This window comes from Natronorubrum thiooxidans (assembly GCF_900156475.1).
Classification (GTDB): Archaea; Halobacteriota; Halobacteria; order Halobacteriales; family Natrialbaceae; genus Natronorubrum; species Natronorubrum thiooxidans.
Genome location: NZ_FTNR01000023.1, coordinates 1 through 19,663, shown reverse-complemented (window position 1 = coordinate 19,663; position 19,663 = coordinate 1). Strand labels below are relative to the sequence as shown.

General features: G+C 56.9%; 15 protein-coding genes and 3 pseudogenes. 3 read left to right on the top strand and 15 right to left on the bottom strand.

Going from position 1 to position 19,663, the window contains the following annotated elements; genetic code table 11:
* Nucleotides 1-53: 53 nt before the first annotated feature.
* The gene (locus BW940_RS19125) at nucleotides 54-614 is read left to right on the top strand and encodes a hypothetical protein (RefSeq protein WP_076610779.1); all 561 of its coding nucleotides are present in this window, start codon (nucleotides 54-56) and stop codon (nucleotides 612-614) included.
* A gap of 362 nt (nucleotides 615-976) precedes the next feature.
* Here the strand turns inward: BW940_RS19125 and BW940_RS21990 are convergent.
* The 11 genes and pseudogenes from BW940_RS21990 to BW940_RS19070 form a co-directional block, all read right to left on the bottom strand.
* A pseudogene (locus BW940_RS21990) lies at nucleotides 977-1,225 on the bottom strand (zinc ribbon domain-containing protein); the annotation flags it as partial.
* Between the two features lie 369 nt (nucleotides 1,226-1,594).
* Complete coding sequence (locus BW940_RS19115; protein ID WP_076610778.1) at nucleotides 1,595-2,263, bottom strand: ABC transporter permease; 669 nt, start codon at nucleotides 2,261-2,263, stop codon at nucleotides 1,595-1,597.
* Complete coding sequence (locus tag BW940_RS19110; RefSeq protein ID WP_076610777.1) at nucleotides 2,260-3,261, bottom strand: ABC transporter ATP-binding protein; 1,002 nt, start codon at nucleotides 3,259-3,261, stop codon at nucleotides 2,260-2,262. Before BW940_RS19110 ends, BW940_RS19115 begins: the two co-directional genes overlap by 4 nt.
* Nucleotides 3,258-3,971 (bottom strand): ABC transporter permease, encoded by a 714-nt coding sequence (locus tag BW940_RS19105; protein WP_076610776.1) that lies wholly within the window; start codon nucleotides 3,969-3,971, stop codon nucleotides 3,258-3,260. The genes BW940_RS19110 and BW940_RS19105 overlap by 4 nt, the downstream gene beginning before the upstream one ends.
* Before the next feature lie 2 nt (nucleotides 3,972-3,973).
* A complete protein-coding gene (locus BW940_RS19100) occupies nucleotides 3,974-4,930 on the bottom strand; it encodes a glycine betaine ABC transporter substrate-binding protein (protein WP_235847860.1) in 957 nt (318 codons plus the stop codon).
* 71 nt (nucleotides 4,931-5,001) lie between these two features.
* Nucleotides 5,002-5,454 carry a universal stress protein gene (locus BW940_RS19095; RefSeq protein WP_076610774.1) on the bottom strand — a complete coding sequence of 151 codons (453 nt, stop codon included), beginning with the start codon at nucleotides 5,452-5,454 and terminating at the stop codon, nucleotides 5,002-5,004.
* Between the two features lie 60 nt (nucleotides 5,455-5,514).
* Complete coding sequence (locus BW940_RS19090; RefSeq protein WP_076610773.1) at nucleotides 5,515-6,216, bottom strand: helix-turn-helix domain-containing protein; 702 nt, start codon at nucleotides 6,214-6,216, stop codon at nucleotides 5,515-5,517.
* 90 nt (nucleotides 6,217-6,306) lie between these two features.
* Nucleotides 6,307-7,602, bottom strand: coding sequence for an MmgE/PrpD family protein (locus BW940_RS19085; RefSeq protein ID WP_076610772.1), 1,296 nt, complete (start codon nucleotides 7,600-7,602; stop codon nucleotides 6,307-6,309).
* Between the two features lie 48 nt (nucleotides 7,603-7,650).
* Nucleotides 7,651-8,466 (bottom strand): amidohydrolase family protein, encoded by an 816-nt coding sequence (locus tag BW940_RS19080; protein WP_076610771.1) that lies wholly within the window; start codon nucleotides 8,464-8,466, stop codon nucleotides 7,651-7,653.
* A 79-nt stretch (nucleotides 8,467-8,545) separates the two neighbouring features.
* On the bottom strand, nucleotides 8,546-9,403 hold the full coding sequence (locus tag BW940_RS19075; protein WP_076610770.1) for a DUF6282 family protein: 858 nt from the start codon (nucleotides 9,401-9,403) through the stop codon (nucleotides 8,546-8,548).
* Nucleotides 9,400-12,267 carry an FAD-binding and (Fe-S)-binding domain-containing protein gene (locus BW940_RS19070; RefSeq protein WP_084776826.1) on the bottom strand — a complete coding sequence of 956 codons (2,868 nt, stop codon included), beginning with the start codon at nucleotides 12,265-12,267 and terminating at the stop codon, nucleotides 9,400-9,402. Before BW940_RS19070 ends, BW940_RS19075 begins: the two co-directional genes overlap by 4 nt.
* Nucleotides 12,268-12,451: 184 nt before the next feature.
* Here BW940_RS19070 and BW940_RS19065 point away from each other — a divergent pair, with 184 nt between their 5' ends.
* On the top strand, nucleotides 12,452-13,219 hold the full coding sequence (locus tag BW940_RS19065) for a carbon-nitrogen hydrolase family protein (protein WP_076610768.1): 768 nt from the start codon (nucleotides 12,452-12,454) through the stop codon (nucleotides 13,217-13,219).
* A 137-nt stretch (nucleotides 13,220-13,356) separates the two neighbouring features.
* Here the strand turns inward: BW940_RS19065 and BW940_RS19060 are convergent.
* Nucleotides 13,357-14,672, bottom strand: a pseudogene (locus BW940_RS19060) (RNA-guided endonuclease InsQ/TnpB family protein).
* A gap of 483 nt (nucleotides 14,673-15,155) precedes the next feature.
* On the opposite strand from BW940_RS19060, the pseudogene BW940_RS21265 reads away from it, so the two are divergent.
* Nucleotides 15,156-15,242 (top strand): annotated as a pseudogene (locus BW940_RS21265) (IS5/IS1182 family transposase); the annotation flags it as partial.
* A gap of 244 nt (nucleotides 15,243-15,486) precedes the next feature.
* Here the strand turns inward: BW940_RS21265 and BW940_RS19055 are convergent.
* The 3 genes from BW940_RS19055 to BW940_RS19045 all read right to left on the bottom strand — a co-directional run bounded on the left by BW940_RS19055 (nucleotide 15,487) and on the right by BW940_RS19045 (nucleotide 17,837).
* Nucleotides 15,487-16,047 carry a TATA-box-binding protein gene (locus BW940_RS19055; protein ID WP_076610767.1) on the bottom strand — a complete coding sequence of 187 codons (561 nt, stop codon included), beginning with the start codon at nucleotides 16,045-16,047 and terminating at the stop codon, nucleotides 15,487-15,489.
* A 468-nt stretch (nucleotides 16,048-16,515) separates the two neighbouring features.
* Entirely contained in the window at nucleotides 16,516-16,959 is a 444-nt protein-coding gene (locus BW940_RS19050; protein ID WP_076610766.1) for a hypothetical protein, read from the bottom strand.
* Nucleotides 16,959-17,837 carry a ParA family protein gene (locus BW940_RS19045; RefSeq protein WP_076610765.1) on the bottom strand — a complete coding sequence of 293 codons (879 nt, stop codon included), beginning with the start codon at nucleotides 17,835-17,837 and terminating at the stop codon, nucleotides 16,959-16,961. Before BW940_RS19045 ends, BW940_RS19050 begins: the two co-directional genes overlap by 1 nt.
* Nucleotides 17,838-19,663 lie beyond the last annotated feature (1,826 nt).

The window sequence follows — 19,663 nt, the reverse complement described above, 5'->3', positions numbered from 1 at the left end:
TTTTTCTGCGCCTGAGAGAGTGAGGCGCATACTCGTGTGCCTCGAGGCCACAAATGAGTACAGACCGACCACCCCAGAGCGACCCGCATCGAGATCGACCGACAAACGAGTACACGAGCGACCGTGACCGAAGCTATCCAGGAGATGTCGCCCGACTGAACGGACACGAACTCGTGGCTATCGACGAGTGGTTGCCAGGAACATCTCCAACACCATACGAACTCGACCTCACCGATGGCCACGAGTACCACACACGGCACTGGCGCTGCAGGAAGTGCGGCCAAGAACGCAACCGTCGCGATGAGTTTACGACCCCCTGCGACAACCCCCAGCCACCGACTGCCCTCGAGGCAGGTGGCTACTCGATTGACGACCCACGAACTCGCCGTGCACTGAACGAGAAGTTAGACGTCCGCTTCACGACACTGGGTCCGCTCTACGAGGTCGAAAGTGAAAGCGGGAACACCTACGACGTCAACATCGAGTCAGCAACGTGTACCTGCCCCGACTTCGAACAGCGCCAGCCAGACGGTGGCTGTAAGCATTTTCGGCGTGTCGACCTCGAGATCCGCACGGGACTTGTCCCTACGCCAGATGGGACGTTCAGCCGCTGACTGTCAAGCAATCTCGTCACTCGAGATGGTTTGTATCCCCCGAAAGGGGTGCGGGGGCTCGAAGGGAGTCCACCGTAGCAAACCATGAAACAAAGAACAAAGAGGATACTGGTGATACGCAATGATCGATTGCAGTTCTTGACCGAACTGATGCAATTACAGCTGCCGAGGTCCGTCTTATCGCTGATCGGCCGGTTACGGGAGCGGCACATATGCGGTTCTAAACGAGGACGATCATCCAGAACTGCTGTGGGACGTTGCTGTCGGCCGGGCTACGAAGTAATCGCCGGCCAAGTGGCGTACAGCGGTATTGACACCCTCCACGCCGTAAACGACGTGGAATCCCGACCGCCGTTGGGATATTACGGTTTACAGTCCACGACCTGTTCTCGCGGGACGAAACAGCCCTCGTTACGATCGAACAGATGGACTGAAGGCTGTGCCAACCAGCCGTTACTCCTATCCTCAGACGGACTCGGAGTTACTTTTCGGCGGATGTTCTCCGCACCGTTCATGTCCGCGTTCGCCACCGTATCACACTCCTCGCAAACGTACAACCCGCGTTCAACACGCTGGTTGCCGTCCTTCGTTCCGCAGGCGGAACACGTCTTCCCCAGATGATCGTGGTCTGAAGAATTGAGCTGGTTCTCGATAACCACATTTCGATTGTCGTCGACGACTTCAGCCAGAATATCGACGTTGTACCGACCGACGCCCTTCTTTTCCTTGATCACTTCTAACTCCAGTCCAAGCGCGTCTTCTAACTCGGATTCGTCCTCCGAACGAACTTCGTCAGCTATCCATGGAGTGAAATCGCGAGCCTCATCCGCCCAATACTCACGCACTTCTTGCGACTCGAGTGACCCGAACTCTGGCATACTAGTGTCCATTCCTTCTGGATGTTGTGGTGGAGAACCCGGGAACCACCATCGAGGAAATCATGTATCTGGCATGCGAGCGAGGAATCACCGATATAGACGTCACGCAGCCCCTGCAGTGGGGTTATTGACGTCACTCTCACCACCAAGTCGGCGTTGGATTCGAGCGAACACGAGGTCTGCTCCGATGGCGAGCAAGGCACCAGGAATCGCTCCTGCAAGCACTTGTGGCATGTTGTACAGCTGAATCCCACCGACGACCCAGAGCCCAAGTCCGCCGCCACCGATGAAGAAGGCAAGGTAGGCAGTCCCGACGTTGAGAACGATGCTCGTTCGAATTCCTGCAAAGATCACGGGCAACGCGAGCGGAACCTGAATCTTGCGAAGGACTTCCCAATCGGTCATCCCCATCCCGCGTGCGGCTTCGACAGTGTCGTCACTGACGTTCTCGATCCCACTGATCGTGTTCGTGATGATTGGGAGTATCGCATATGCCCAAAGCCCGATCACAGAAGGCCAGAAGCCGATTCCGATGAGCGGGAACACAAGTGCAATGATCGCGAGTGTCGGAATCGTCTGGGCGACGTTGCCGACGCCGAGGACAACTCTTCGTGCTCGAGCGTTACGGACAGCGAGGATCGAGGCGGGAATCGCGACGGCGATTGCCGCCAGTTCGGAGACAAGCACGAGCGCGATATGCTGCTGGAGCAGTGTCAGAAATTCATCAAAGTTGTCGATAAGGTACTCGAACCCCGAAACGATCTCACTCATTGTTGTACGCCTCGGTTACACTGTCGCAAGTCTTCGTCAGACACTGTCCCAACCACTCGATCGTCATCGACGACTGGCAGACGGCCATGGTCGCTTTCGACCAATCTCGAGAGTGCCGAGAGCGCAGTATCTGTTGGGGTAAGCGGTGTCACAGACTCCCCACCATCGCTCTGTACCATTTCAGCGGCACTATTCGCTCCACTGGTGGTCGCAAATCCGTCGGTCGTCGGGCTCATCACGTCTTTGACGTTCGTTACTTTGAGCTTCTTCAATGGTCGGTCGGAGCCGATGAAGTCCTCGACAAATGCTGTCTTCGGATCGTTCAAGATCGCCTGGGGTGTATCATACTGGACGATTTCGCCAACGTCAAAGATCGCGATTCGATCTCCCATCTTCAGCGCTTCGTCGATGCTGTGTGTGACAAACAGGATGGTCGTATCCAGCTTCGACTGAATGTCGAGGAACTCGTTTTGCAGATTTTCACGCGTGATCGGGTCAAGTGCGCCGAATGGCTCGTCCATCAGGATGACGTCCGGGTCCGACGCGAACGCACGAGCGACGCCGACACGCTGTCGCTGTCCACCCGAAAGCTCCGTCGGGTACTGCTCACGATAGGTTTCCGGTGGCAGATCCATCAACTCGAGCAATTCGTCCACACGGGCGTCGATGTCTGCTTCATCCCAGTCGTTGAGCCGTGGAACGGTTGCGATATTATCAGCCACCGTCATGTGATCGAACAGCCCGATCTCCTGGATCACGTAGCCAGTCTCTCGTCGGAGTTCGATCGGGTCGAATTCGGAGATTGGATCGCCGTCGCGGTAGACAGTCCCTTCGGTTGGGTCCTCAAGTCGGTTGACGAGTTTCATCGTCGTCGTCTTCCCACAGCCAGAGGGACCGACGAGAACGGTCGTCGTCCCTCTCTCGACCGTAAAGGAAATCTCTTCAATCGCGACGGTACCGTCTTCGTACTGTTTCGTGACGTTTTCGAATGTGATCATGCTCTCACCCGCTGGATGAGCCGTGTCAGCCGGGACGGCTCGATCTGCTCACCGTTTTTGAGTCGAAACACCTGTTCACTGACTTTGAATGCATAGTCGAATGCGAGTGCGAGCACCGACAGAATGATCGTCGCAACAACGATCATCGGAACGTTCGCACGCGCGATCCCATCGAAAATGAAGGTCCCGAGCCCACCGGCTCCGATGAACGCGCCGATGGCTGCGATTCCGATGAGGATCACGACCGAGTTACGCACTCCAGCCATGATCACCGGCAACGCCTTTGGAATCTGGACCTTCCGAAGGAGCTGTACCCGCGTCATACCCATCGCTCTGCCGGCCTCGAGTGCCGCTGGATCAATGTCGGTCAGTCCCACGTACGTGTTGCGGATGACCGGCAGTTGCGAGTACAATACGAGTGCGACGATGACCGGTTCCGCACCGATCCCGACGAACGGGATCAGGAGGCCGAACATTGCGATGCTCGGGATGGTCATCATCACCCCCGCGAGCCAGATGACAACCGTTGCGAGCCGTTCATCGAATGTGATGAGAACCCCGAGTCCAACACCGATCGGCACGGCGAGCGCGATCGAAATCGTGATGATTTCTGCGTGCTCGAGGGTCGCGACGACGAGCTGTGAGAAGTTCTCGAGAATGAACTCCCAGTAGGAAGCGAGCTGACCCGGTACTGGTGTCGGCGAGGTCATGATTAGATGAGGCCTTCGTCTTCGAGGAACTCGGATGCAACATTCTGGGGGTTGCGATCCTCGTTTGCGACCTCGTTGTTCATTTCACGGATGGTGTCGGTGTCCAGCAACGGTGTGAGTTCGTTGAGGACATCTCCGATTTCGGGGCTCTCTTCGAGTAACTCTTCGCGGACGAGCGGGACAGCGTTGTATGCCGGGAAGAAATCCTCATCATCCTCAAAGACGTGAAGGTCGAACTGGAGGATCCGTGGATCGGTGTTAAAGCCCATCCCAATGTCTGCCTCGCCCTCACCGACGACTTGGTAAACCACCTCGTCGTCGACGGTCCTCGTATTGTCGGCGAGGTCGTCGACGGCGTCGTCGTCGAAGTTGTAGTGTTCAACAAGACCCGGCCAGCCGTCGTCTCGCTCGCTGAACTCCGCGTTCATCACCTGGTCAAGGTCAGTATTGCCATCGTTGACGTGTGCTGCGAGTTCGCTCAACGAATCGACCCCTGTCTCCTCGTGCCAATCCGGGTTCGCCGTCAACACATAGGCGTTGTCGAGTGGCGCATATTCGAGTACGGCAATTCCATGTTCCGATTCAAACTCTTGTTTCACTTCCGAGTGAATATCATCAGAGTCAGCAATTGGGTCGTCGTGTTGCGGTGGGAGTGTCAACCACGCAGTACCGGTGTACTCCCAGTAGAGATCGATCTCCTCGCTGCGAAGCGCCTCGAAGTTCTGGGTGGTCCCACCGAGACCCGTCTCGTCGCTGATCTCGAGGTCAGTGTTCTCCGAGAGCGTCTCGTAGGCGAGGTACCCGAGTACTCGCTGTTCAGTGAACTGCTTCGAACTCACTTTTACACCGCTCCCACTACCGATCGTACCCATACACCCCGCCAGACTCGAGAGACCCATCGCCCCCGCTGCGGCCCCCGTCGTCCGCAATAGGCTCCGTCGTGAAGTGTGCCAAGTCATTACATACGTTGAAAGGAACGAAATACCATTAACGATTGCCTCCAACTACTCGGGGGTTTTATAACGGTTCTTTATCGGGCACCGAAGGGATAGACAACGACCGGACACGAAGCATTGAGGAGGACCCGCTGAATCGTACTGCCGAAGACTGCCTTTCCTGCCGGGCTCCGTTTGCGACTGTACAGGTAGATGCGATCTGCGTCCTCTCGTTCGGCCGTGGCGACGATCTCTCCTGCGGGTTCGTCGCCGCCATTATGACCTTGAACCTGTACGTCGATTCCTGCATCCTCGAGGACGTCAGTCGTGGCTGAAACGCCTCGTTTTCGTGTCGCAAGTTCGTCGAGAGTCAATGTTTCGTCAACAGGATAATCGAGGTTCGACCGCGTCGTCTCCGCTTCGCCGTCTTCGAAAAGGTGCATGACGATGGCTTTCGTCTTCGTCCCTGCTTCGGTCTCGGCTGCGGCGGCAGCGAGGTCTCTCGCCCAGCCTGTGTGACTGGTCACTGGCAGGAGGATTGTATCCATGTCAATATCTCTGGGCTAGCCAGCGATAGTATCACGGGGGAACATCTCCAAGGGTTTTTATTAGCCATTATCGCTCGCTGCCAGATTGAGATACGTCACGAGAAACTCGATAACGCGGCGCTCGGCCTTCCGTAAGTGATTCGACGCCGTCGTTTTCGTGATCCCGATCTCGTCTGCGACCTCCTCGAGCGTCGTCTCCCGAGGAATCTCGTAGTAACCCTGCTCGTAGGCGACGTTGAGGATCTCACGCTGGCGTGGGGGAAACGACGAGAGCAGTTCTTGCCAGCCCGCAGCACTCGGGAGCACCTGACGGCTGAAGTCCCGTGAGATCCGTTCAACCTGAACGGTGCCGAAATCCCTGAGCAGTTCGACAGCCTTCGATAGCTCGTCACGATCGGAGAGAAGAAGATCGAAACATTCCCTCCCGTCCTTGAGTGTGGTTGGGCCGATCGGGAGATAGCCTTCGTACAACAACGTCTGCAACGGTGTGAACTCGGTCAGTTGACCGCGGATAAACAGCGTCGCGGCCATCCGATCCCCGGGTGCGGGTGAATACCGCTCGACCACTTCGACCGATTCGGTCATCGCATGGTCGCGGATCACCTTGAGTGAGGCCTCGATGTCGTCCGTTTCGAGGGCCATGATGCCGATGTACTCCCGGTTGCGGAACGTCGAGGCTAAAAACTCCCCAAAGGCGTCATACTTCTCGAGTTCGACTGTCCAGTCCCCCTCGTATCGGACGCTTAGTTCCGCAGTCAGCATACTGTTAACACCTCTCTCGGGACAATATAAATAAAATACCATAGTGGATTTGACAATACAGCGAGCCCCGAATCGATCGAGTCACCGTAATTACCCCGACTCAAGTGTGTCAATTAGTTCTGTGAGCGATACATTAGACTTATCGAGTATATTATAAATATGCTCCACCGAGTCGACGTCAGCGAACTCGAACAGCTGTCGATGTTTCTCGAAGCGATCCGTTTCGGAGAGCGGTCGTTCTCGCGCACCGCGAGCGCGGGTGGTTCCCGATTCGAACACACCACGGCTTGTCTCGACGCGAACTCGTGCCAGACACTCCTTGGGAAATCGCTCATCGAGGTCAAGAGCAGTCTCAAGATCGACCTTGCGAGCCAGGTCGGTAACAGCCGTACACGCACGCGCTTCGGCCGTCAGATCCTTGGGGCTGAACCGACCGCGATGGAGGGCAACAGCGACCGGATACGGGTAAGCGTACTCCGCCTCGGCGACTGAACCTGGCTCGGTTTCCGTGAGTGTTGTCGCCTCCGAAAACGTCTCGACGGTGACGTGCTCGAGATTTACAGACGTGAACCCAGGCTGGCGACGCAGTTCGAGGGCTGCTTCGAGCCCTGGTTGCGCCCACCGACAGCACGGATATGGTTTGAGGTAGCTTTCGGTGACGTAGTGACGAGAACCGAGCGTCTCCACTCGGTCACTGTTATCGAACGGGGATCCAGACGCGATGAATCCTTCACGGGCAAGCTCGACGGCCTCGTAGCCGGTATATGCACCCCATCCGATACCATCTTTGGTCATCCCTGGTTTTTCGACACCCCTAGTGATTGGTGTCCGGGGTGCGTGGTAGTCGGCGATCCCAATCGCTTGCTCAGTCGTATCACGATCGCACTCGAGCAACCGACAGACAGCTGCAGCTGCACCGATTGCGCCCCAGGAACCGGTTCCCGAGTAGATCCCCGTTTCTTCGTGGATCGTGAGTCCGGCGCGGACGGCAAGTTCGTAGCCGACGTACACTGCCTCGAGGAGGTCGTCGATGCTCGCGTCAACGGTTTCGCTAGCAGCGATTGCCGCTGGAACGACGACAGCTGCTGGGTGGCCCTTGACGAGGCGATGGCCATCATCGATATCAAGGACATTCGCAGCGGTAGCGTTGGCGAGAACCGCCCCAGCAAGTGACCGAGTTCGTCCGCTTCCATCGAGGAGTCTCGCATCGTTCCCCTCGAACCGACGGGAAAAACGATCGATGACTGCCGCGTCCTCGAACTCATAACCAGCAACGGCCGCTGCAAGTGTATCCACTACTCGTATTTGAACAGTTTTTGTGACTGCTTCGGGAGCAGCCGCTAGCGTCCCCTCGAGTGCGAACGTTGCGGCTTCTCTGGTACTCATTGGAGCGGAAAAAGTGGTTGACGAGTCAGTTGTCCGAGGCGGTCCGGCTCAGTCGTCGGCGGCGATCTGGTCTTCGAAGGACTGTTTTGCGACGTCGAGGTCGTAGAAGTCGACGGCTGTACCACCGAGAATCTTGGCCTTTTGTTCTTCGGTCGCGCCGATACAGTCGACCTTGGTAAGCGCGACGGGGATGTTCGAGGAGTGCTCGGCAGCCATCATGATCCGATCGGCGCCGACAGCTTCCATCGCACGCTTGAGATACATGTTCAACACGAGCGTGGTGTCGAGATAGATGTTGTCGTACCGTTCGGCCATGAAGATCGCTTCCTGAGCGAGCGTGTACGCTCCGCCCATGTGAGCGAAGACAATGTCCAGCTCTGGGTAGTCTTCGGCGACAGGCATGTACATCCCTGGGACCGAGAACGGCATTCCGTGTGGGCCGGTATGGACCATTACGGGAACGTCGTTTTCGACACAGGCGTCGAAGACGTCGTAGGCGATGTCCGTGGTTGGGTCGACGCCCCACGCGAGCGTGTGGAGTTTGACGTATTTGAAATCGAGTTCCTGCACACAACGGGTGATCTCCTCGTGAACGAACTCAGTCCCCAGATGTGGGTTGACCGCTGCCGTACCAAAGATGCGGCCCTCGTGTTCCTGACTCGCCTCGTAGATCTGGTCGTGCGTTTCGGCGACTGACTTGTCGTTGTCGCCACCCAGTGGCTGGAGGATCGTCGCGTCGACGCCGTTCTCGTCCATCGCCTCAATAACCGAGTCGACGGTTTCGTTCCACTCGAACGTGCGATCTTTCTCTTCGTTCTCGTTACCAATATGATGGTGTGCGTTGACGACCGGTGTGTCCGTCATTACACCTTCTGCTTTGGGTGTGTGACCCATCAGCGTTCACTGGGACTCGTCGCAGGGTTCAAGTAGGGGTAAAGATCTGTCACAGTTCGAGCAGGCGAGCTGGTGTCTCCGTTAGACACCGACGGACCGTCTTCTCGGCTGCACCCGCCTTGGCAACGTCCGTGGCGAATGCTGCCAGACCCGGAACCGCTGGGTTACCGACCTGGCCGTAATCGGTCGCCAGCACACAGCGATCCGAACCAAGCCGCTCTATGGCCTCAGCGACGCGGTCGACAGTGTGGTCGGGTGTGCTCTCGACCGCGTACGCACAGTACTCCATGACCGCTCCGCGTTCGGCCAGAGCGGCCTGCTCGTCGATCGAAAGATCAGTCACCCGGAAGAACGGATGATTGATCAGGCACGTCGCCCCGCGCTCAGCACAGGCGTCGACGACCGCGTCGATCTCGGCCGGTGAGACGTGTCCCGTCGCGAGGACCGCACCGTACTCGGCAACGAGGTCGACGATCCGCCGGGCATCTGCCGTCAGTTCCTCTCCGTCCGTCACCTCGAGGTCTTCCGTCTCAGTCGGCACGCGCTGGCCCACGAACACGTCTTCGCCGGCTGCCCGCGCTCGAGCCGCATGGTTCCGTGCCCACGTCGTCGGCAGCCAGACGATCTTCGCCCCGAGCTCAAGTGCCGTCTCGACAGCCTCGGGATTGAGTCCGCCGACGCTCCCGTTGAGCGTGATTCCACCGTAGAGGATTTGCTCGTCGAGCGCGCTGTTGACTGCGTCAACGCGTCCGACCGACGGCACGACGTGGCTTTTGACCACGACAGCATCCATCCCGGCTTCGAGAGCATCTCGAGCGAGCGTCGGGTCGTCCTGAGCACGATTGACCATTGCCGGCGCCGTGTGGACGTGGATGTCGACTGCGCCCTCGAGCCAGTCACCCATCATTCGATCACCTCTGCGAGCAGTACCAGTGGATGGACCGTCTCACACTCGAGGTCGCCCAATTGCTGGCTACAGGAGGCACCCGTCGTCGCCACGATGTCCGGCTCTAACGCATCGATCTTCGCGTTCAGGTCTTCGCCGAGTGACCGCGAGAGATCGTAGTGTTCGGTCTCGTACCCGAACGCTCCAGCCATCCCACAGCAGGTCGCGTCGACGACGTCGACGTCGTAGCCCGCCAACTCGAGCAACTCGACTGGTGAACCGTCGAATCCCTTGGCTGTCGAGTGACAGTGTGTGTGGACCGCGACGTGGTCGGTCGCGCCGGTGGAGATGCGTTCTGCGAGGTCGTCGCCGACTTCCTCGAGCAAAAAGGCAGAGACGCTCGTAGCGGCATTTGGGACGCCAGCGGCGTTCTCGAGTATGTCGTCGTACTCCCGTAACGCGCTGACACAGGAGGGTTCGCTGGAAAGAACCGGGACGTCCTTTTGGGCGTAGCCAGCGAGTGTCTTCGCGTTGTCTGCGGCGTCCTCACGGGCGTGATCAACCATCCCCTGAGAAAGCGCTGGTCGCCCACAGCAGGATACGTCGGGAACGGAGACGGCATAGCCACAGCCCTCGAGCACCTGTACCGCTGCCCGTCCGACCGACGGATGATTGTAGGCCATATAACAGTCGGGAAAGAGCACGACGCGTCCGCGCTCGCCCGCAGCGGAATGAGGATCATGACCGTCGACCCACTCGAGGAACGACTCCGAGGCGAACGCGGGCAGTTCACGGCGTCGGTCGATACCAACGACGCGCTCGAGGACGGCCCGACTCGGTCCGACAGAGGCCAACCGGTTCGAAATGGGGGCGAGTGCGCTCCCAAGTCGGTTGAGCGTGCGGACGTTCGCGAATAGCCTCGAGCGAAGCGGAATCCCGTCTTGCTGGTGTTTCTGATGTTTCAGTTCAGTCTTGAGCTTCGCCATGTCGACGCCGGTCGGACACTCGGTCTCACAGGCCTTACAGGCGAGACACAGGTCGAGGACTTCTTCTGTAAACCAGTCGCTCGTGATGGCATCCTCGTCGAGACGGCCGTCGATAGCGGCTCGGAGCGCGTTCGCCCGACCGCGCGTGCTCGTCACCTCCGTTTCTTCCGCCCGGTAGGACGGACACATCACACCGCTATCGGTCGTTCGGCACTTCGAACAGCCGTTACACTGTTCGATGAGCGAGCCAAGGCCACCCTCGTCATCGAAATCGAGTGCCGTCTCGATCGCATCAGGGTCGTAGCCGCCAAATCGAAGTCCATCCACAACGCCAGCCAATCGTCCCTCCGAGTCGGGAACGACCTTTGCCGGATTGAAGACGTCGTCTGGATCCGCCGCACGTTTTAGTTCACAGAACGCCGCGTACAGCGTCTCGCCGTACATCGACTCGAGATACGCAGACCGGAGACGACCATCACCATGTTCGCCGCTCACACAGCCACCGAGATCGAGAACGACGTCGTGGACCGCCTCACTGACCGCCCGCAGCCGCTCGCGATCCCGTTCAGTTTTGAGGTTCAGAAACGGCTTGACGTGTAACACGCCCTGTCCTGCGTGTCCAAACACGCTCGCGTCCAGTTCGTACTCGATGAGGATCTCACGTACCCGCTCGAGGTACGCTGGGAGCTGCTCGGGAGGAACGGCAGCGTCCTCGATGAACGACGGGGCCTGCTCGTCGCCGGGTCGACGATTGAGAAGCGGATTCGACGCCTTTCGGATCTTCCAGAGTGTCCCCTGTTTCTCCGCGGAGAGTGCGCGTTCGACGCCGAGAGTCGCCTCCGTCTCAGCAGCCTCGAGAGCCGTCTCGAGGGCGTCTTCGATCCCAACCGCATCGCCTTCGACCTCGAGGAGCAACGCCGCCCCTGCATCGGCCGGGACAAGGTCGAATCCCCACGCGTCTCGGGCATAGCCAAGGACGTCGGCATCGACGAGTTCGACCGCACTTGGATCCGCTGTGAGCGTCGATTCGACGGCAGCGGCCGCCTCGATCACGTCCTCGTAAAAGACCAGCGCTGCAGCCTGCTGCTCGGGCAGTTCAGTCAACTCGAGGGTGACCTCGGTGATGACACCGAGTGTTCCCTCACTGCCGACGAGCAGCTTCGAAAGATCGAGCCACGAGCCGTCGGGAGCGACGCTTTCGTCGAGATCGTAGCCACTCGAGTTGCGCTCGACGTTGGGATAGCGCTCGTCGATCTCTTCGGCGTGGTCGCGTCCGACCGAGCGCAGGGTTCGGGCGAGGTCGCCGAGTCGATCCCCGCGGTCACAGACTGTCTCGAGACGGGCATCCTCGAGGTGCTCGAGGGTCGCAACCGTCCCGTCGGCAAGGACGCACTCGACCGACCGGACGTTGTCACGGGTCGTTCCGTGGCGAACCGAGTGTGCGCCCGCGGCGTCGTTTGCGACCATCCCTCCGATCGTACAGGTGCTCGAGGTGCTCGGGTCCGGCGGAAAGTAGAGCCCGTCGTCGGCTACGCGGTCGTTCAACTGATCGAGAACCACACCCGGCTGAACCGTCACCGTCTCAGCTTCGGAGTCAACCGAGACGATCTCATCCATATACCGTTCACAGTCGAGGACGATTCCCTCGCCGACAGCGTTACCGGTCAGACTGCTTCCCGCCCCTCTTGGCGTGATGCTCACACCGTGTTCACGGGCGTATTCGACGACCGTGCGAACGTCCTCTTGTCCCGCAGGAAAGACGACCCCGGCGGGTTTCACTTCGTAGATACTCGCGTCAGTCGCATACAGCGTCCGCGTCGGCTCGCCGAAATCGACCTCTCCCTCGAGCACGTGTTCAAGGGAGGTCGGTACTCGCGGGTCGTTCGTTGTGACACCCATTACCATCTGCTTGGAACTCCCACAGGTTAACCCTCGAGTCGTACAGACGGCACCCTTTTTGTCTCCGTGGGTGGTTACTCTCGAGACATGTTCGACCGAACGCTCATTCCCGGTCGAGACCAAGCGAGGGTATGGAAATCCCAGCGCGACAGCCGAGACGAAAACTTCTGCGTGGTGAGCTGCCGTGAGTAACCGTATCGCAGCCTGTCAGTTCGAGCCAGTTATCGGCGATGTCGATGCGAACCTCGAGTCGGTACGCGCCCTAGGCAGCGATCTTGGTACGGATGTCGCGTTTGCCGTCTTTCCCGAACTCTGTGTCACCGGCTACGATCTCGAGACTGTTCCTGACCTCGCAACGTCCGTCCCAGGCCCTATCACTGACTCACTCGCCGAGATCGCAGGGAGTATCCAGTGTCCGCTCGCCGTTGGTCTCCCCGAACGGGACGGCGATGATCTATTCAATACGACGGTCGTCGTCTCCGGGGATGGTGTCGAAGCAGCATACAGAAAACAGTATCCCTGGGGTGCAGAGGCTGAGGTATTCAGCTCGGGTGAGGAGCCAACGACTGTCGAGACACCTGTTGGAACCGTCGGTCTCTGTTGTTGTTACGATCTCAATTTTCCGGAAGTCGGGCTCGAGTACGCCCAGCTTGGTTGTGACATCCTCGCCGTGAACGCGGCATGGCGAACCTCGTATCTCTCCGACTGGCGACTCCTTTCACGTGCCCGTGCTCGAGACGGCCCGTTCTATGTTGTCGCTTCGAATCACATCGGAGATCAGCACGGGCGCGAGCATGCCGGCCACAGTCTTGTGGCCGGCCCCGACGGACGAATTCATTCGGAAAGAACTACTGGAGAAAGTGTTGTCAGTGCACCCGTTGAGGAGAGTATCCTTGAGCAAGCACACGAGCAGAATCCCGTCCGAGCGACGAGATTATCTAATCAGGACTAATGTAAACAGCCTCGGGCACGTAGTACTCAAGATACTTTTGCAAGTTAAGGAACTGCTTGATCCAATTTCCAGCGAAGAGAGTGTCTTGACATCCTCCACGCCGTAAACGACGTGGAATCCCGACCGCCGTTGGGATATTACGGTTTACAGTCCACGACCTGTTCTCGCGGGGCAAAACGGCCCTCGTTACGATCGAACAGATGGACTGCAGGCTGTGCCAACCAGCTGTTACTCCTATCCTCAGACGGACTTGGAGTTACTTTTCGGCGGATGTTCTCCGCACCGTTCACGTCCGCGTTCGCCACCGTATCACACTCCTCGCAAACGTACAACCCGCGTTCAACACGCTGGTTGCCGTCCTTCGTTCCGCAGGCGGAACACGTCTTTGAGGTATCGCGTTCGGACTCAACCGTTAGGTCGATACCTTCGGCTTCCGCTTTGTACTCGAGTATCGACGTGAAGCGGTCAAACGCCCACCCGTGAAGGTCGAGATTTCCATGGTTGCCCCAGTTGTGGGACTCGCCGTTATTGTCGTCTCGGATACCGCCGAGGTCACCGATGACGATCGTCCCGACGCCCCTCTCGACGCACTCCGAAACGATGTGTTTTGAGAGAGTGTGCAAGAAGTGGGTTCGGCGTTCCGTGCGCTTACGGTCCAACCGAAGCCGCTCGTTCGACCGGCTGTCGTCGCACTTCGCTTTCTTCCGTCCGAAGTAGTATTCGTCCTCTTTCAGCGCGTTGCCGGGGAAAAGGATTGATTCACCGCCGAACGAAAGCGCGGCAACGTTCGAGATGCCGAGGTCGATCCCGGCAGTTTCGTCTCCCGGTGGTTCGGGATCAATCGACTTTCGGCAGATGAAGTGGAGTCGCCACTCGTCGTACTTGTGGACGGCCCGAACCTGTTGGATATCCCATTCGGAGAGGTCTACGTCGGGACGTAGCTCGTACTCGCACAGCACGAAGTCCGAGCGGTGTTCTTTCAGGTTGCGTCCTTTCGAGAGGCGAACGCGGTTGAACTGTGCATCCTGCTTGAAGCCAGCCGCCTTGAACGACACAGTAGAACGCGGGTGGGAGTCACCGCGCTTGCGGTAGCCGGGCGGTCGGGCACGGCGATCGCCGTTCCGACGCTTTGCGAACCAGCTGTTGAACGTCCTCAGAAATCGAAGATTTCTGATGGGCTGCGCAAGAGCTTCGCTCTTGCGAACGCTTCAGCGAGTTCTTCGAGAACGCGCTGACTGGATTGAGAATGGAGATCCGTATAGCGTTCGTGACCTTTGAGTTCGGATTTGAGTTCCCCGTCATCGGGGATCTCGCCCGTTTCGTCCCACTGCTCTTGTGCGTAGTAGCGACCGACGTTCCAGAGCTTCGATGCAGCCCGCCCGAGTTGATCGAGGTCGTCACTCACCTGCCGTGGGTTCGTGATCGACGCCTCGAATGTTCGGTGGGTTCGCATCTGATTCTGGCTCCATAACCAGTTATGAACCCCGAAAACATAATAGATTCGATTCAGTATAGAATATCCGGACATGCAACAGGCGGTGGATTGTTGCATCAATTGACGGCGCGTATCCACGCCCTGAAGGGCGTGGTATTGCGCCTGTTCAGCGTATAAATAATTGGTCCCGTCACAAACTCGTATAGAGTTCGCCTCTGGTAGCGCCAACTGACACTTCCAGTCTGGTGGCTGTTTTGGCTGATCGCTCGAGCGTTTGACGGTCCGCAAGCGAATCGACCCTATACCAGCGGGATGTCCGAAAAGGCTCAGGAAGCGTTACGACACAACTCGATTGAGACCACCCACGAGGCTTACGCCGGCGTGAAGATGAAGGACGTCTCCGACTCGATTGACGACGTGCGTGGCTGAGAACGAACTCGGGGTATTCCGACTCTATTGAAATCCTTAGTGAGTTACAGATTCAGTCGGTAGCTTGAGTAGATGCAACTCCTCCCAAAATCTCGGCTACTTCGATTCGTCGAGGAAGCATTTCAGTTAGCACAGAGGCTGTCATCCCCACCCTCAAGCGCGAGCCGTCAGGCGAGCGGTAGGGTGGTGTAGTTCACCTGGCGGCGCTTTGTGAAGTACTGAGATTGAAGTGACGTATCACCCTGTTCAGGTGTGAATGAAAAGAAAAGTACTTCCTCACAGCATTCTCGAGCCATCCAGCTCAGTTCACCGCAGTGACACAGCGGAACCGCGGGGTATCGACATTGGTCGTCTCACAGCAGCATACGGCCGCAGTGCCGAGTCTTACGATATTTGATCGATGTTACTCGAGTAGACCGAGGTCCTCGAGACGCTCGACGATCACGTCGACGGCCTGCCTGGCGTCATCTACTTGCTTCCCACCAGTGACGACCAGCTTCCCGGAGCCAAAGAGGAGAGCAACGACCTCGGGCTCGTCGAGTCGATAGACGAGTCCAGGGAACTGCTCTGGTTCGTACTCGATATTCTCGAGACCGAGCCCAATCGCGATCGCGTTCAGGTTGAGATTGCGGCCAAGGTCAGCACTGCTGACGATGTTCTGGACGATAATCTCTGGATCCTCCTCAACTTGAATATGGAGGTCACGGAGCTCATCGAAGACGATCTCCAGACTCTCATGGACGTCATCGGTGCTTTTTGCGCCAGTACAGACGATCTTTCCTGACCGGAAGATCAGTGCAGCGGATTTGGGGTCCTGAGTCCGGTAGACGAGTCCAGGGAACTGTTCAGGGTCGTAATCTGCTCCCTCGAGGTCCATGGCGACACTCTGGAGGTCAAGTTCCTGTCCGATGCCAGTCGATGCGACGACGTTTTCGATATTGATTGATTCCTTCGGATCTGTCATAAGCAGTTAAAAAAGACGTATTTAACACTTATAAAACTCCGTACTATAGGCGCATAGTTCGGCAGTCTCCACCACAGAAGACACCGAAGCCGGCATGTCTAGTTCAGATCTCGAATATGCAGCCGTCAAAGATTGACCTCCTCCTCCACTGCCTGAAGGCGACGGAATCCCGAACGGTGGGATAGTAGCCTGCAAGAGGTAAAAGTAGACAACGGGGGAGCGAAGTGACCGACATTGGTGTAGTTCAAATCTCTCCCGCTATATTTTGGCGCTTACAACTCCGTGAGCGTCGGATATCGTACAGTCGGAGTTTGAACCACGCCGTCACTACTTCGGATGGGTGCCGTCTGGTTCAAACTCATCTTCCGCTACTGTTCACGGGCTCACTACCGAACAGCGAGCGTATCGAGGAGTGGGTACGCTGTTCTCGCATCGATCGAGAGAAGGTGACCGTCAGCGACAGTGTCGTTACGAGTCGTCGTCGAGAAGTGATCCAGCGGTTCGATCTTCTCGAGTCGCGACGAAGGCGTCGGCGATGTCCGTGGCAGTCAGCTGTTGTGCTGCTGCCTGGAGTAACGCATTGTGGAGTTCGCGTTTCTGCACGGCCTCATACCCGTCACGACGGAGCGTGATTTCGGCTTCGAACAGGAGACCGGATGCACCGTCGACTGCATCCCACGTCTCTGGCAGGCAGTAGACCGAATGCTGTGTCTGTGTCTTCGCCGTCGGGAACGCCGGCTCCGTCTGTGAATCGTATGCCGATTTCTCACTGTGCTCGGCGGACTCTGCCTCGTCTCCGGTCGCATCAGTCTCTGCTGTCGAGTCATCGGTGAGGGTGCCGGCGAGCTCGTCTAGTGCCTCATCACCCGGATTGGTCTCGTCCGATTCGTCAGCGAGATCGTCGAACGGCATTATCGTTTCACCCCGCCGTTCTCGACGATCTCGGCGAGTTCCTCGTAGCACGCGAGTTGGTCACACTCCGAATCGTAGTCGCGCAGCGGTTTGCGGGCACGGTGTGCCTTGTCGATACTGGCGCGATGTCGAATGCCGGGGAGCGAGCCGTCGTACGTGCCGGCGTCGATCGCCTCCCAGTCTGCCTCGGAGAGATGAGCGAAGTTCGGGACGAACGATGCAAGCTCGTCGCGGCTGTTGATCGCATACAACAGGTTCCGGTCACGCGTGTTCTGGTCGAGACGTTCACTGAGGTCGGTTGGGACCAGTGCGAGCAACTGGAGATCGAAGTACTGTCGTGCTTCCTGTATCAGGCGTTTGTTCGTCTGTGTGATCCCGGATTCCCAGCCGCTCTCCGGGCGAAGTGGGACGATGAGGTTTTTCGCCGCGAACAGGGCGTTGTCGTTGATCTTCCCTCTGTTGGCCGGCGTATCGATGACGATGTACGAGTAGGTGTCGCCAAGTAGGGGCTCGACGACGTTTCGGTTGAGCCGTTGGCTCGAGGCCATCGCCGATTTCAGATTCGTTTCGACTTCCTCGAGTGCTTCATGCGATGGGAGGAGATCAAGATCGTCGGTAACCGAGACAACGTGATCCAGTGGATCGGCATCATCAAGCAGGACCTGCTGGACGTGGTTGTCGGATTCGTACTGGTCGCGGTAGCCAAGGTTGAACGTGGTGTGGCCGTTGTCGTCGAGGTCGACCAAGAGGACACGGCCGTTTCGCTCTGCGAGTTCCCGTGCGAGATTGATTGCCGTGGTTGATTTTCCAAAGCCACCTTTGAGGACGTTCACTGCGACAGCTCGTGGTTGTTTCGTGAGATCTGTATCTTTCGTCATACCTGACTGTTCGCGATACCACAGTATAAAATGTAGCGGAAAGAACTCCTGTTGAGAAGTTCATCACAAGTGGTCATCTCGACAAATGATCTCACTCTCTTACATGAATAGATGTATTCAATGTGGTTACAGTTATGAATGTGAAGATAGAACTACTACCATGGGCGGGTCGAGAGTGATGCTCGAGGAGCGTGGATTCACACACATATCGAACAGTGAGCGAACAACGCGAGGTGACAAATTGTGACTGCTCGAGGTGATTGGACCACGATTACAGAGTGTGTTTCGTTGGGGGACCCGGTCGTTCAGAAACGTTGGGAGAAACAGAGGCCTGCAATCTCGATACGAGATCAGCTTTTCATTCATAGGGTCGGCGAGCGATCGCATATTTGCTGCCGTGTCGTAGCTCCGATGCTCCTTTGACCGAAACGAGTGGCGAGAACCGATAGTTTCGGATCGATTCTGACGGGAACGCAAACTGCATCGAACAAGAGTAGTGAATGGTATAACATGAATGAATGTACATACTGTAGTTACATTCAAGAATTTACAGACGAAGACGGCCTCAGGAAACAGTTCAGCTCGGGGAGAGACGCAACACATCGCAACCGGAACGTGCCAAAGCCCGGGAGAGACGCAACACATCGCAACCGGAACGTGCCAAAGCCCGGTGGTGTGTCGTGTTGTAACTCATGTATCGAGAGTAGCAACGTCTTTGATATGAATGATTGTCGTAACTGTGGTTACATTCAAGAATGTAATACTGACGTACCTCTCAATGAGCTGGCTCGGTCAAACAGTTGAACGCCTCTGTCGCGATCGAGGGACGCCAACGACTCGATTATATGTCGTGTTACTAGTGACATACCGAGAATAGTATCATCTTGATATATTGCTTTGCTGTGAATGTCTGTAACTCGAGAATGTACAACTGAATCTGATTTGAGAGATTCAGCCACAGTATACGGCTGCAATGATGTATCGAAACTGTGTCCTATCAACGATTAACTGGCATATGAGCGGTATATGTGGCAACATAGTGCGATTCCTGATCTGACTAACGGTAGTGAATGTAAGAACATTCAAGAATGTAAAACAGTCGTACTTTCGGGAATGTGGTCTACATCGGTCGAACGATCGCTATGCATTCCAACTAGATATACCAGAAAACAGTGAGTGTATACTTCAAAATACTATTGACAACATGACTGAGACCCATGACCTGAGAACCAGTGGTAACTGTGATTACATTCGTGAATGTCGAATCGGGTGAACGCCACACGACACAGTCGCGGCGCTGCGGAAATCAGTTCGCCTGTAGTGCCCAAATACATGCAAAACAGTATTGACATCTATAACATGTATGCTTGTAATAGATGTGCCGACATTCGAGAATGTAAGATTAGAAAAACTCCCATGGCGATGTGCCGTCTCGTGTGGGTACTTAGAGTGAGGGATCTTGCAACATGATCAAATGTAAAAGATGTACTCAAAGTCATGAATGTATAAATAGAACAATTGGCATATAAGACACGCACAGGTGCATCATAGCAGGCTGCCTAATGTGAGGGTGCGAATCGACACTGCCGATATCAGTGGGTTCGTCGAACACGCGACGTCCGCGAAGATGGCTGTGCACCCACTTTGAGCTTGACATCCTCCTGCGCCTGAAGACGCAGGAATCTCGAGCGGTGGGAGTTTCAGGTCTACAACCAAGGACGCCGCCACTTCGCGGGAGTTCGCGTCTAACCCAGCCATCGTGGTCGGTGGCTGACTGGCGGTGCCAAACCGCCGATACTCCTATCCTCAGCGTCTTTGGCTCCCAT

Bases quoted from the DNA above. Each gene is read 5' to 3' on its own strand.
- BW940_RS19125 (WP_076610779.1), top strand. From the start codon at position 54: ATGAGTACAGACCGACCACCCCAGAGCGACCCGCATCGAGATCGACCG.
- BW940_RS19115 (WP_076610778.1), bottom strand. From the start codon at position 2,263: ATGAGTGAGATCGTTTCGGGGTTCGAGTACCTTATCGACAACTTTGAT.
- BW940_RS19110 (WP_076610777.1), bottom strand. From the start codon at position 3,261: ATGATCACATTCGAAAACGTCACGAAACAGTACGAAGACGGTACCGTC.
- BW940_RS19105 (WP_076610776.1), bottom strand. From the start codon at position 3,971: ATGACCTCGCCGACACCAGTACCGGGTCAGCTCGCTTCCTACTGGGAG.
- BW940_RS19100 (WP_235847860.1), bottom strand. From the start codon at position 4,930: ATGACTTGGCACACTTCACGACGGAGCCTATTGCGGACGACGGGGGCC.
- BW940_RS19095 (WP_076610774.1), bottom strand. From the start codon at position 5,454: ATGGATACAATCCTCCTGCCAGTGACCAGTCACACAGGCTGGGCGAGA.
- BW940_RS19090 (WP_076610773.1), bottom strand. From the start codon at position 6,216: ATGCTGACTGCGGAACTAAGCGTCCGATACGAGGGGGACTGGACAGTC.
- BW940_RS19085 (WP_076610772.1), bottom strand. From the start codon at position 7,602: ATGAGTACCAGAGAAGCCGCAACGTTCGCACTCGAGGGGACGCTAGCG.
- BW940_RS19080 (WP_076610771.1), bottom strand. From the start codon at position 8,466: ATGACGGACACACCGGTCGTCAACGCACACCATCATATTGGTAACGAG.
- BW940_RS19075 (WP_076610770.1), bottom strand. From the start codon at position 9,403: ATGATGGGTGACTGGCTCGAGGGCGCAGTCGACATCCACGTCCACACG.
- BW940_RS19070 (WP_084776826.1), bottom strand. From the start codon at position 12,267: ATGGGTGTCACAACGAACGACCCGCGAGTACCGACCTCCCTTGAACAC.
- BW940_RS19055 (WP_076610767.1), bottom strand. From the start codon at position 16,047: ATGACAGATCCGAAGGAATCAATCAATATCGAAAACGTCGTCGCATCG.
- BW940_RS19050 (WP_076610766.1), bottom strand. From the start codon at position 16,959: ATGCCGTTCGACGATCTCGCTGACGAATCGGACGAGACCAATCCGGGT.
- BW940_RS19045 (WP_076610765.1), bottom strand. From the start codon at position 17,837: ATGACGAAAGATACAGATCTCACGAAACAACCACGAGCTGTCGCAGTG.